Annotated in this window: 12 protein-coding genes and 1 pseudogene; 12 read left to right on the top strand and 1 reads right to left on the bottom strand. The window is 39.9% G+C overall.

The features are described 5' to 3' along the window. The first annotated feature begins 32 nt into the window (after positions 1-32). The 12 genes and pseudogenes from BW139_RS10015 to BW139_RS09955 all read left to right on the top strand — a co-directional run bounded on the left by BW139_RS10015 (position 33) and on the right by BW139_RS09955 (position 11810). Entirely contained in the window at positions 33-1523 is a 1491-nt protein-coding gene (locus BW139_RS10015; RefSeq protein WP_076919545.1) for a CoA-acylating methylmalonate-semialdehyde dehydrogenase, read from the top strand. 119 nt (positions 1524-1642) lie between these two features. Then, positions 1643-2800 carry an acyl-CoA dehydrogenase family protein gene (locus BW139_RS10010; protein WP_076919544.1) on the top strand — a complete coding sequence of 386 codons (1158 nt, stop codon included), beginning with the start codon at positions 1643-1645 and terminating at the stop codon, positions 2798-2800. Positions 2801-2810: 10 nt separating this feature from the next. After that, complete coding sequence (locus BW139_RS10005) at positions 2811-3590, top strand: enoyl-CoA hydratase (RefSeq protein WP_076919543.1); 780 nt, start codon at positions 2811-2813, stop codon at positions 3588-3590. After that, positions 3590-4747 (top strand): enoyl-CoA hydratase/isomerase family protein, encoded by a 1158-nt coding sequence (locus BW139_RS10000; RefSeq protein ID WP_076919542.1) that lies wholly within the window; start codon positions 3590-3592, stop codon positions 4745-4747. The genes BW139_RS10005 and BW139_RS10000 overlap by 1 nt, the downstream gene beginning before the upstream one ends. A 4-nt stretch (positions 4748-4751) precedes the next feature. Beyond that, entirely contained in the window at positions 4752-5651 is a 900-nt protein-coding gene (mmsB, locus tag BW139_RS09995) for a 3-hydroxyisobutyrate dehydrogenase (protein ID WP_076919541.1), read from the top strand. A gap of 9 nt (positions 5652-5660) precedes the next feature. Next, positions 5661-6431 carry an SDR family oxidoreductase gene (locus BW139_RS09990; RefSeq protein WP_008114682.1) on the top strand — a complete coding sequence of 257 codons (771 nt, stop codon included), beginning with the start codon at positions 5661-5663 and terminating at the stop codon, positions 6429-6431. A gap of 362 nt (positions 6432-6793) precedes the next feature. Continuing rightward, positions 6794-7381: an anti-phage protein KwaA gene (kwaA, locus tag BW139_RS09985; protein WP_008114680.1), complete on the top strand. Its 588-nt coding sequence runs from the start codon at positions 6794-6796 to the stop codon at positions 7379-7381. Then, positions 7378-8352, top strand: a complete 975-nt coding sequence (gene kwaB / locus BW139_RS09980) for an anti-phage protein KwaB (RefSeq protein WP_008114677.1) — start codon at positions 7378-7380, stop codon at positions 8350-8352. Before kwaA ends, kwaB begins: the two co-directional genes overlap by 4 nt. A 52-nt stretch (positions 8353-8404) precedes the next feature. Then, the gene (locus BW139_RS09975) at positions 8405-9088 is read left to right on the top strand and encodes a DUF4386 family protein (RefSeq protein WP_076919540.1); all 684 of its coding nucleotides are present in this window, start codon (positions 8405-8407) and stop codon (positions 9086-9088) included. Positions 9089-9254: 166 nt separating this feature from the next. Continuing rightward, positions 9255-10094, top strand: a pseudogene (locus BW139_RS18685) (transposase). 323 nt (positions 10095-10417) lie between these two features. Then, a complete protein-coding gene (locus BW139_RS09960) occupies positions 10418-11008 on the top strand; it encodes a porin family protein (RefSeq protein ID WP_076919538.1) in 591 nt (196 codons plus the stop codon). A gap of 253 nt (positions 11009-11261) precedes the next feature. Beyond that, a complete protein-coding gene (locus tag BW139_RS09955) occupies positions 11262-11810 on the top strand; it encodes a cytochrome b (protein ID WP_076919537.1) in 549 nt (182 codons plus the stop codon). Positions 11811-11850: 40 nt separating this feature from the next. On the opposite strand, the gene BW139_RS09950 is transcribed toward BW139_RS09955, so the two are convergent. Beyond that, positions 11851-13395 (bottom strand): methyl-accepting chemotaxis protein, encoded by a 1545-nt coding sequence (locus BW139_RS09950; RefSeq protein ID WP_076919536.1) that lies wholly within the window; start codon positions 13393-13395, stop codon positions 11851-11853. Positions 13396-13500 lie beyond the last annotated feature (105 nt).

Raw genomic sequence — 13500 nt, 5'->3', positions numbered from 1 at the left:
GCGGCAATTAAATTGACTCAATAGGATTTATTATGCACCAAGTACCTTTACTAATTAACGGCGAGTTCGTTCAGTCAACGTCAAATGAATTAATTGATGTTGTAAACCCAGCTAATCAAGAAGTGCTCGCGCAAGTGCCATGCGCTACAGACGCAGAGATGGATGCGGCGATTGCATCAGCAAGCGAAACATTTAAAACATGGAAAGATGTGCCTATTACTGAGCGTGCGCGCATTATGATGAAATACGCGGCGCTATTAAAAGAAAACCATGATGAACTAGCCACTATTATTTGTCATGAGCTAGGCAAAACGTTTGAAGATGCAAAAGGTGATGTGTGGCGTGGTATTGAGGTAGTTGAACAAGCTGCTAATGCGCCGTCGTTAATGATGGGTGAAACCATGGAAAACGTAGCGCGCAAAATCGATACGTATTCTTATATGCAACCACTGGGTGTGTGTGCAGGTATTACGCCATTTAACTTTCCAGCAATGATCCCATTGTGGATGTTCCCACTGGCAATTGTGTGTGGTAACACCTTTATTTTAAAACCCTCTGAGCAAGATCCACTTACTCCAATGCGCTTAGCTGAGCTATTTATTGAAGCCGGTGCACCAAAAGGCGTGTTACAAGTTGTGCACGGTACTAAACCACAAGTAGACCGCTTATTAGAAGACAAAGCCGTTCGTGCTATTTCATTTGTGGGTTCATGTGGTGTAGGTGCATACATTTACTCTAAAGGCACACAAAACTTAAAACGTGTTCAAGCGTGTGTTGGCGCTAAAAACCACATGGTAATTATGCCTGATGCGAGTAAATCGCATGTTGTTAATAACCTTGTGGGTGCCTCTGTAGGTGCAGCAGGTCAGCGCTGTATGGGTATTTCTGTGGCGGTATTTGTTGGTCAAGCAAAAGACTGGGTTGATGAAATTAAAGCAGGCTTTGAAGGTGTACGCCCAGGTGTTTGGGATGATGCTGATGCCGCTTATGGCCCACAAACATCACCTGCTGCAAAAGCACGTATTTTATCACTGATTGCGGATGGTAAAGCACAAGGCGCTACCTGTTTAATTGATGGCTCTGACTTTAGCGTTGAAGGTTACGAGCAAGGTAACTGGGTAGGCCCTACATTATTTACTGATGTAACCAAAGATATGAACTTGTACAAAGAAGAGATTTTTGGCCCAGTATTGGCGTGTATGTTTGTTGATACCCTTGAAGAAGCCATTGCGCTTATTAACGAAAGCCCTTACGGCAACGGTACCTCACTATTTACCTCAAGTGGTGCAGCTGCACGTAAATTCCAACACGAAATTGAAGTGGGTCAAGTGGGGATTAATGTGCCAATTCCTGTGCCTTTACCATTTTTCTCGTTCACGGGTTGGAAAGGCTCATTCTACGGTGATACTCACACTTATGGTAAACAAGGTATTCGTTTTTACACAGAAACTAAAACCATTACCTCACGCTGGTTTGAAGATGATATCGCTTCAGGCCCAAATATGAGTATTAATCTTAAGTAACATTTTAACCGCATAATCAATAAAAAAGAGGGGCACAACACACAATGTTGTCGCTCCTCACTAATAACTCCCTTTGTGGGATGCACTGACAACAAACAAAACACAACAAGAGGTCTACCATGGACTTTAACTTATCTGAAGATCAACAAGCTTTTGCGCAAACGGCGCGCCAATTCGCAGAATCTGAACTAGCACCACATGCTGCTAAGTGGGATCGCGAACATATTTTCCCAAAAGACACCATTAAAGCCGCTGGTGAGCTTGGTTTTTGTGGCTTATACACGCCTGAAGAAGCCGGTGGCTTAGGTTTATCTCGTTTAGATTCAAGCATTATTTTTGAGCAACTTGCACTGGGTTGTACAGCTACTACGGCTATGCTGACCATTCATAATATGGCAACCTGGATGATCGCAAGCTTTGGTACCGATGTAGTAAAAGACAAATACGTTGAGCAATTGGTAATGGGTGAATTACTGGCATCGTACTGTTTAACTGAGCCAGGCTCTGGCTCTGATGCTGCGTCATTAAAAACTAAAGCAGTTCGCGATGGCGATGAGTATGTTATTAACGGCTCAAAAATGTTTATTTCAGGCGCCGGTGAAACAGAAATTTTAGTGGTAATGGCACGTACAGGGGCAGATGGCCCAAGTGGCATTTCAGCGTTTGTTGTACCAGCAGATGCCAAAGGTATTGAGTACGGTAAAGCAGAAGAAAAAATGGGTTGGAATGCCCAACCAACACGTTTAATTAGTTTTGAAGATGTACGAATTCCAGCAGCAAACTTATTAGGCCAAGAAGGCGAAGGCTTTAAGTTTGCCATGCAAGGCTTAGATGGTGGCCGTATTAATATTGCTACTTGTTCTATTGGTACTGCACAAGCTGCACTTAATACTGCTCGTGAGTATTTAAAAGAGCGTACCCAATTTGGTAAGCCATTGGCTGCGTTTCAAGCGCTACAATTTAAAATTGCCGATATGAATACCGAGCTTGTAGCAGCGCGCCAAATGGTTCGACTAGCGGCGTTTAAACTTGATACTAACGACAGTGAAAAAACTACTTATTGTGCTATGGCTAAACGCTTTGCAACCGATGTTGGTTTTACAGTTTGTAACGATGCGCTGCAAATTCATGGTGGCTACGGTTACATAAAAGAATATCCACTTGAACGCCACGTACGCGATGTACGTGTTCATCAAATTCTAGAAGGCACTAACGAAATTATGCGCGTGATTATTGCACGTCGTATCTTAGCCGAATCAGCCAGCGAAGTTTTATAAGGAGATTAGTATGTCAAATCCTAGCATTGAATTAACTATTGAAGGTCATGTTGCCATTTTAACTATGTCGAATCCGCCAGCGAATACCTGGACGAAAGACACCTTAGTGGCGCTTAAAGACACAGTTAATCAGCTCAACACCAATAAAAATATTTATGCATTAGTACTGACTGGTGAAGGCGAGAAGTTTTTTAGCGCCGGTGCCGACCTAAATGTATTTGCCAGTGGCGACAAAGGTGTAGCCGCAGATATGTCATGTGTATTTGGTGAAGCGTTTGAAGCGCTAACTAATTTTAGAGGCGTGTCGGTTGCAGCCATTAATGGTTATGCAATGGGTGGCGGGCTTGAAGTAGCGCTTGCTTGCGACATTCGTATTGCAGAAGAGCAAGCACAAATGGCATTGCCTGAAGCAAAAGTGGGTTTATTACCCTGTGCTGGTGGAACGCAAAACTTAGCATGGCTCGTTGGTGAAGGCTGGGCAAAACGCATGATTTTATGCGGTGAGCGCTTAAAAGCCGATAAAGCGCTGCAAATTGGCTTAGTGGAAGAAGTAGTTGCACAAGGTGAAAGCTTTGCTGCAGCACTAAAACTGGCAAACCAAGTGTCAGAGCAAAGCCCATCGTCGGTTGCTGCATGTAAAACGCTGATTCAAAAAGGGCGTCATCAGCCAATGGCGAATGCATTGCCACTGGAGCGAGAGCTGTTTGTTGGTTTATTTGATACCGAAGATCAGCAAGAGGGCGTTAACGCCTTTTTAGAAAAGCGTAAAGCTAATTGGGTGAATGGCTAATGAGTGAATTAACCCGTTTAAATTCAGCTGATGCTGCCGTGGTATTTGAAACGGCAACCACAGACAATGGCCGACTCATTGGTTTTGCTACGCTTAACGCGCCTAAGTCATTAAACGCGTTAAATTTTGAGATGATCAGCTTGCTCGAGCCGCAACTACAGCAATGGGACAAAGACGATAACATTGCATTAGTGGTTCTTAAAGGTGCTGGTGAAAAAGCATTTTGTGCCGGTGGCGATGTAGTGAGCTTACACAAAGCAATGAGTGAGGGTAAACCGAGCTCACTGGTTGAAGAGTTTTTTACTCAAGAGTATCAACTCGATTACCTTATTCATTGCTATAACAAACCCATTTTAGTCTGGGGTAACGGTATTGTAATGGGCGGCGGTTTAGGTTTAATGGCCGGTGCCAGTCATCGTGTTGTTACCGAAACATCACGCATTGCCATGCCAGAGCAAACCATTGGGCTTTACCCTGATGTAGGTGGCAGTTATTTTTTACATAAAATGCCCGCCCATGTTGGTTTGTTTTTAGGGCTTACCTCGGCATCAATTAATTGTGAAGACGCTAAGCTTGTATCGCTTGCCGATCACTTTGTAAATGCTGATAAATACCCAGAGCTTGTTGAAGCATTACTCAATACTAAATGGGGTAAAACAGCAAGTTTAAATCACGACAAGCTAAGTACCTTGCTTATTGAGTTAGATAACAACTCTAGCCGTATGCCAAAAGGCAATTTAAAAGCAAACTTAAGCTTGATTCAAAAGCTTGGCGAGTTTGACACGTTACAGCAGCAGGTAGATTACATTTTAAATCTAACCACTGATGACAAATGGCTACAACGCGCACAAAAATCGTTGGCGCATGGTTGCCCATTAAGTTGTGCCTTAGTGAGTGAGCAGCTCAAACATAGCAAAGGTAAAAACTTAGCTGAGTGTTTTAAAATGGAATTGGGCATGTCGGTTCGTGCTGGCGAAGTGGGCGAGTTTCAAGAAGGTGTACGTGCCTTACTAATCGATAAAGACGGTACGCCACAGTGGCAATTTAACACTCTTAAAGATGTGCCAAGCGAAGTAGTAGAGAGCTTTTTTGCAAATCGCTTTGGCGAGCAACATCCGTTAGAGCCGTACTTTTCACAACTAAATTTACAAGGGTAAAGCGATGAGTAAACTTAATATAGGATTTATTGGTTTAGGAAACATGGGCGGCCCAATGGCAGCAAACTTAGTTAAAGCAGGCCACAGTGTGCGCGCTTTTGACTTAAGTGCAGAGGCCGTTAAAGAGCTTGTGAATCATGGGGCTAGTGCGGCGCAAAGCGCTAGTGACTGTGCGCACGAGGCTGATGTGCTAATTAGCATGCTACCGGCAAGCAAACATGTTAAATCACTTTATTTAGGCACAGACGAGCAACCGGGCTTAATTAAAGTACTAAGTAAAAGCACGTTAGTGATTGATTGTTCAACCATAGATGCACAATCAGCACGTGACGTTGGCCATGCCCTAAGTGAGCAAGGTATTGCGTTTGTTGATGCACCGGTATCGGGTGGTGTAGCAGGGGCAACAGCGGGTACGCTGACCTTTATTGTGGGTGGTGAGCAAGCTGCATTTGATAAAGCTAATAGTGTATTGGTCGATATGGGAAAAAACATTTTCCATGCTGGTGATATTGGTGCAGGGCAAGTTGCTAAAATATGTAACAATATGCTGTTGAGTATTTTAATGGCAGGTACCAGTGAAGCTATTCAAATGGGCATTAATAACGGCCTCGATGCAAAAGTACTCAGCGACATAATGAGCGCAAGTTCGGGTCGTAACTGGACGTTAGAACTTTATAACCCCTGCCCAGGTGTTATGGAAACCGCACCAGCTAGTAACGACTATAAACCCGGCTTTATGGTTGATTTAATGGCTAAAGACTTAGGCCTTGCTATGGAAGCAGCGCAGCAGAGTAATTCACTGACGCCAATGGGCTCAATGGCTAAAAATTTATACACTATGATGCAGCACCAAGGTGCAGGCAGTGATGATTTTAGTGCCATTTTTAAATTGTTTTCGAAGTAGGAAAGTATTGTGGAAATAAAAAATAATACCGTAGTTATTACCGGTGGCGCACAAGGCTTAGGTTTTGCAATGGCGCAAAAGTTTGCCTTAATGGGCGCTAATATTGCCTTAATTGATATGGCACAAGCCCAGTTAAATGAAGCAACCGAGCAACTATCTGCATTAGCAGGCGTAACAGGCACTATTAAAGGCTACAGCGCTAATGTAACTGTTGAGAGCGAAGTTGAAGACGTATTTAATACCATTAACAGTGACTTTGGTCACATTGGGGTATTAATTAATAACGCCGGCATTTTACGCGATGGCATGTTTATAAAAGCCAAAGACGGCAAAGTGGTTAAAAAAATGTCGCTTGATCAATTTCAATCAGTGATTGACGTTAACCTAACAGGTGTATTTTTAGCAGGGCGCGAAGCTGCAAGCCACATGATTGAATCAGGCAAAGGTGGCGTAATTGTAAATATGTCGAGCGTAGCGCGTGCGGGTAATATTGGCCAAACTAACTATGCTGCCTCAAAAGCAGGTGTTGTGGCATTAACCACTACATGGGCTAAAGAGCTTGGCCGTTTTGGTATTCGCGTTGGCGCCATTGCCCCGGGTGTTATTAGCACCGCAATGACCGATGTAATGAAGCCAGAAGCTAAACAGCGCATGCTAGCAGTAACTCCAGTAGGGCGCTTAGGTGAAACCGCTGAAATAGCCCATACTGCTCAGTATATTATCGAAAACGACTTTTTCACTGGCCGTGTAGTAGAGATAGACGGCGGTATTCGTTTATAACTTGTCAGCTCTAATTTAATTATTGAAAGCACAGCTCTTTGAGCTGTGCTTTTTTTGTTTTAAATCGCAGCGTTATAATTTAATCATGGTTAGAAACAGAGATTTCATAAAGATAATGAACTTAAAAAGGAGCGCTGTATATATAGACAGTTAATGGTGTTTTGTCCAATAACATTATTAAAAGTCGTTTTGGTGTATTTTAACAACGAGTGTTTTATAACTTGCGTAATAACTTGTTTACATTAAAGTTGTTTAGTGGAATTATTGAGCCATGTTATATACGCCGTTTTGGGGTTTTATAACCCCCCAAAGTGGTGTTCAATAAGCTGTTAGAGCACCAGTAATCAAGCATGGATGAACATATGAAGTTTGGTGAAATTTGGGACAAATTCGAATTATACATAATGTCACTTTGGTTTCTTTTTTTCTTAATCATTGTGATCACAGTAGATATTCCTATGTGCTTTGGTGATAACTGCCAATTCGTAGGGTTTTGGGACGTTATTAAAAAGAACATAGTTCCTGCTATTTCTTTGCTGTTGGTTTTATTTGGGGTTATTTTTTATTACCGCTTTGATTACAGGGTTTCAGGTAGTAAAAAATTACCTGTTGAAATTGTAGATATAGAAGATCTGAATTACGAGCACCTTACATTTCTAACCACTTATATAATCCCTTTAATCTGCTTTAACCTGACAAGTACAAGATATTTGATAGCTTTAGCGTTTTTGTTAATTGTCATCGGTATTATTTATGTAAAAACTGATAAGTTTTATGCCAACCCGACTCTTGCTGTTTTAGGATTTAGGTTATACAAAGTTACGATTAAAACAAGAACCGGTATAAAAGAAAATATTGTTGTAATAACAAAAGACAGGTTGAGTGAGCTTGATCAATTAAAAACCCTAGATTTAGATGACAAAGTATATTTTGCGAGGAAAGTCGAATGACTATTGAAAACTTAAAGGAAGAAATTTCATCGGTTATAACAGCGAAAGGATGTTCTGCTGAATTTTTCTTTCTTTTAGATGGCGATGAAGGCATGTGTGTTAAATCTGTTGATATTAATGAAGCAGATCAGACAAAATTGGCAGAAATGTTTACGGAGTCATTGAGTAGTAATATTCTCCTTAATGATGATCTGTCACTTATTCCAATATCAAGTGCAGATGATCGAAAAAATGCTTTATACGAATATGATTTAGATGATATCCCAGATGAACTTTCGAACTTAAAAAAAATAATTGAAAGTGAAAAATTTGATCCTTTCTCATTTAGTGATGACTCATTAAAGCAACTTGAAGGTGTGCTTATTCTAATTGGTAATCAAGACGTTCAACTTGCCATTTATAAACATCACTACCCAATAACATTATTACAAAAAGATAGTGGCTTTAGCCTTACTAAAATGCGAGGCTCAAATAGGTTTCAGAAACTAGATCAAGATATTCTTAAAATTGATCCTAAGTTTCAGTTTATTAAATTGAATGGTAAATATTATATCCTCGATATAAAAGCATTAGAGAGGTTTTTCGGTTTCCATGATGCCATTAAAAACATTGCTACACAGGGTGTAGAGAATATTAAATCATCAGATTTAGTAATGGATTGTGGTGTGTTTGAATCTCGTCTTGATGATATAACCTTTTCAAGAAAGTTAGTTAAATCGGCTAGCCAATCACCTGTTTTATCAGTAATACCTAACCGTGAAATACTATCCTTTACAAATACTCACCCAGCATTAAAAGGTAAGTTTAAATATAGTACCGATGGCTCGCAATTCGATTTAAAAACTAAAAAGTCTCAAAACTTATTTCTTAAACTATTAAACGACGATTTTTTACAATCTGAATTAACGAAGAAATACTATGAGAGCGTTGCAAAAGATAATATTGAAGAAGCTGCTGAAAATGCAGCGTAATGGTGCTCTAACAAGTTGCTAAGCAGCAATACAACAAACGGGGTTACGCCAAATGAAGAGTCTACAAAAACTAGCTGGTATCGCAGCAATTTTCCAAGGGCTTATTTACATAGCAGCCTTTGTGTATTTTGGGGCTTTTTGGTCATATCCGGTTGATGGTAGTCCAGTCGAAAAAATGACTTACATGGCAGAAAATCAACTTCTATTTTCAATGATCTATTTTCTAATGTACGTGGTGTTTGGCATTTTTCTGGCCATACTCGTTATTAGTATGTATGAGAGGCTTAAACATAAAGTTAATCCCTTAATTACTATTGGATCTCTATTCGGGGGCATTTGGGTCGGTCTGGTGATTGCAAGTGGAATGATTTCGAATATCGGGCTTGATCATGCAATCGATCTGATGGATGCAAATCCAGAAAAAGCTCTTGATATGTGGATAATCGTTTCAGTGATAACAGAAAGTATAGGTGGTGGAAATGAATTAGTTGGCGGACTTTGGGTTTTATTGATTAGCGTAGCAGCTATACAAGAGGGCAGATTACCCCGGTCACTTAACTATCTCGGATATTTTGTAGGCATAGCGGGCATTGCAACGATTTATCCTGACAAACTATTTACTGAAATATTTGGCGTATCACAAATTGTTTGGTTTATTTGGTTGGGTATATGTTTACTAACCGAGGAAAATGCTAACAAGTCAATCCAGCAGACCGCTAACGCGTCGGCTGATTGAGGCGTTAGGCTGATCGATATTTCATCCACTCATCCAATTAAGTTAAATGCTCGGAAACTAGACATGAACAAAAGTAAAGAAACAAACTAGGCACCCACTCTAATTTTTGCAGCTTGGCGAACTAAGTACTAGGCTTTCATCGGTGTGAAAACAAGCTGGGTGTCTTATGACAATCGCAAGAAAGCGTCAAGTAAGTTTGGTTGATACAAAGTATTATCACTGTATTTCACGTTGCGTTCGTCGTGCTTTCTTGTGCGGTGAAGATCATTTTACGGGTCAATCTTTTGAGCATCGCAGAGGGTGGGTTGAAGACAAACTGCTTGAGCTAGCTAAGATATTTTGTATTGACGTATGTGCTTATGCTGTTATGAGTAACTAGCAAAATGTTGGAACATTTTACAACAGCGCAGCTGGCCCGGAGGGCGGAAGGCAGGATGCCTGAAGTAAACGCATTTAGTGTTCGCTCACTCTTCGGGCTGCCTAACGGCATTCAAATTTATTCTCTATAAATTTATGGGAAGAGCGGTTTAGGTCACAAGCTCTTCTTGATGAAGCCGCACTTGCGGCCTGCATGGCGTATGTCGACTTAAACCCAATCAGTGTTAAAATGGCTAACACCTCAGAAGAATCTGACCATACCAGCGCCCAACTACGCTTAACATGTGCAAAGGAAAGAAAATAACCAAAACAACTGCTCTGATTTGCAGGTATGTCACGTCAAGTTATGCCAAAAGGGATGCCGTTTGAGTTCAAGTCGTACCTTGAACTTGTTGAGCTAACAGGACGAATAATGCGAGAAGATAAACACGGCCATATTGATAACACCCAACTTCCTTTACTGGAAAGACTCAATATATCTACGGAAAACTGGTTAAAACTCACCACACAATTTACACGCGTATTTCACGGCGCAGTTGGCAGGCCGACCTCACAAGCAAGTTATTGTGAAAATTTGAATCGAAAACGGCGAGCCAATACAAGTAATTGTGAAAAGCTATTAGCATAAACTTTAAATAACTTAGTAGAAAAATTTAAACTGCATCATGCAGTTATTTTTATGCGTGGAATTTAGATTTTGCTTGTTAAGTTAAAATGGGTGTCTTGTTAGTTTTAATGTCTAAATGGCTGCCGTTGAGATTAAATCCTACATTGAACTTGTTTAGCTAACAAAATACATAATAATGTATTAAAAATAGTGGCTTAAATTTAAGTGTGTTATATTTGGGGACGAGTTGTTATTTCATGCTCGTTCACTTTAAATAAAAATTATAAATCTCATTGTGTGAGCTTGGCATATTGCTTTAAGGCTCAAATTAAGGATATAGAAAAATGAAAAAAACGTTACTTGTTTCAACGTTGTTAGCTTGTTCAGGATTAGCTCAGGCTGCAGAGTCACCGCGTTGGGATAGTGCTGCTGTTAGTTATCAATCAGTGGATTTAGATGGCGAAACTTTTTCAGGTTTTGGTTTATCGGCATTTAAACTAATTTCAGATGATTTCTTCGCAACTGGCAGTTATTCAAATACGTCGGATGATATAACTATTTACGAATCTGCAAAAGTTGATTTAGATTTAGACATGTTATCAATTGGTTTTGGTTATCGTTATGAGTTAACACCTAATACTGATTTTTTTGGTATTGTTTCTTATGAAGATATAGAGCTTGAATCTTCGTATTTAGGCAATAGCTTATCCAATGGTGACAATGGTTATGGCCTTGAAGCGGGTGTTCGTTCAATGGTGACAGCTGATATTGAACTAAAAGGTTCTATAAAATACATTAATATAGATGGTTCATCAGAAACTGCGCTTAATGTTGCTGCGGTATATAATTTTACCGAGCAGTTTGCTGCAAGCATTGGTTACTCAAAGTCAGACGACCTTGATGTGCTTTCAATTGCGGCTGTTTATTACTTTTAAACACATGTTAATTGTTTAAAACGGTAACTTTAGGTTGCCGTTTTTTTATGCCTACTATTTAAGTTTATTTTAAGCTTGCTCAGTTATTCTAACTAATACTTAAATTCCAGAATCATTACACCATTGATCTGACTTAATAACTCATTTTATGTTTTAGATCATTAAGCAGTGAGTGATTAAAGGTTAGCCTGTAAACATGTACTCATACGCATAAGTGAGCTTTTAACTTTAATGCGTTTAATTAGGAGGTATTATGAATTTTAAAAACACAACGACTCATTACAATACACTCTCTATAGCCTTACACTGGCTTATGTTTATTTTAATTGTCACTGTGTACGGCAGTATTGAACTTCGCGAATTATTTGATAAAGGCACTGAAACGCGTGATGCCTTTAAAATGTGGCACTTTATGTTGGGTTTATCGGTGCTAGCTTTAGTTAGTGTGAGGTTAGTTGCTCGTTTAGTGGGTGGTGCAGCACCTGCTATACAACCTGAGCCTGCGAAATGGCAAAATAAGTTAGCTACATTTGTTCATATTGCGCTGTATGTGTTTATGTTTGCTATGCCTATAGCTGGTTGGTTAATTTTGAGTTTAGCAGGTAAACCTATCCCATTTTTTGGTTTAGAGTTGCCTGCTTTGGCCGCTCAAAACAATGAACTTGCTAAAAGTATTAAAGAGATACATGAAACCGCAGGGGAAGTGGGGTATTACGTAATAGGTTTACATGCGGCTGCGGCTTTGTTTCACCATTATGTTTTGGCTGATAATACGGTATCGCGAATGCGTTTCCCTAAATAATAAAAGTTAACAGTAAAAAGGGAGACAGAGTCTCCCTTTTTTAATGTTTAATACTTTTAAATCCAATTCTAAATCCACCCCAATGTTTACCGTTTACATATATTGGCACCGATAGATCATGCAATATCTCGCCGGTATCGCGCTTATAGGTTTGTAATAAAAAGCTCTCTGTATGGCTACCACAACGAATGCCTGTGGGGTCATTAAAAATTCGTTTAGTGCGATTATTAATTAAATCTTGTTCGTAGTTGCCACTAAGAGGCTGACTAAAACGTTTATTATGCGTTGGAAAATACCCTTTTTTGTCCACAGCGCCAGCAAATATTATCTCTTTATTTTCAAGTATGGGCTCTTGGATTGCTGGCAATGTTTGATCGCATAGTGCGTCGTAATCAGTGGAATATTTAGGCGGCTTAGTATTAGCAATAGGTGTATAGTTTTGGCTAAACAGTTGCTGCTGCGTAATTTTATTACTGGCTATCCACTGCGCAAAACATTCACTAATTTTTTTACTCGCTTTTGTGGCTTCTTCTAATATGGGTTTGAAAAACGCATTATGCTCTATGTTGTCAAGTTCTCTAAAAATTGATTCTGATCCCAATGACAGTGATGAAGCCTGCTGCGCTATTGAGCCGCTTTTAGTGGTAACCTCACCGAGTAAATGGCTAATGCTAGTTACTGAACTATTAATTTGTGTGGTTGCTTGCTGAAATGTAGCAACACCTTGATGCATGCTCTCTAGTGCCGCAGATGATGAGCCAATATCTTGATTAATAGCAATGAACGATTCAGTGACGGTTTCAAGCTCAGACTTTACTGTGGCACTGTTTTGGGATACTTGTTTCATATCGTCATTGGTTTTTATGCTGTTAGCATTAATTTGAGTGAGCATATCGGCAATTTGCTTAGTGGCGTCGTTGGTTTTATTTGCAAGGTTACGCACTTCATCGGCAACAACAGCAAAGCCACGACCTTGTTCACCTGCGCGTGCGGCTTCAATGGCCGCATTTAACGCCAGTAAATTGGTTTGCTCTGCAATGTTTTGAATAACTTGAGTAATGCTTTGTATATCGTTTGCGCCTTTTAATAAAATATCGAGTTGTAGGGCAACGTTATCAATAGAGTCACCCAGTGAGTCTATTTGTTTGGTTGCTGTTTGTAAGCGACTATCGGCAGTGTTAGATGCTTGGGCGGTTTGAAGCATTGCTTGGTTTATGGTGGTCATGTTGTCGCTGAGCTCAGTGCTATTATGAGACAGCGCTTGGGTTGCAAGTCCCACCGTTTCGCTTTCTTTATAACAGGCATCTATTTCTTTAGATAAGCTATCAACATAAAACGATACTTCAGCAGCCCCTATGGCATTTTGCGAGGTGGCTTTTGTAATGTTTTGCGCAATTTTATTGGTGAAGCTTTGCACAGGCGTTGAGTCTTGATTAGGTGTAACTTTTGAAGGGGCAGGCTTTATATAAAACAGGCCAGACAATAGTACTATAACACCAGCTGCAATGGCTGAGAGCTGTTCAAAAAAGAATAGAAAACAAATAGATAAATAAAAAACGCTATAAAGCAGGTAGGTTACTTTCATTCCATTGACCTCATTACTGTTTGTTTTTTCATCTTTGACTATAAATCAAACAAAATCAATTAATAAAACGGTTTTAACAGTTTATTTTATGAGGCCTTACCTATA

Origin of the sequence: Pseudoalteromonas sp. SK18 (genome assembly GCF_001974855.1) — a bacterium.
In the GTDB taxonomy this organism is placed as follows: domain Bacteria; phylum Pseudomonadota; class Gammaproteobacteria; order Enterobacterales; family Alteromonadaceae; genus Pseudoalteromonas.
Note: the sequence above shows the minus strand (reverse complement) of the source record. Positions and strands in the feature narration are given on the sequence as shown.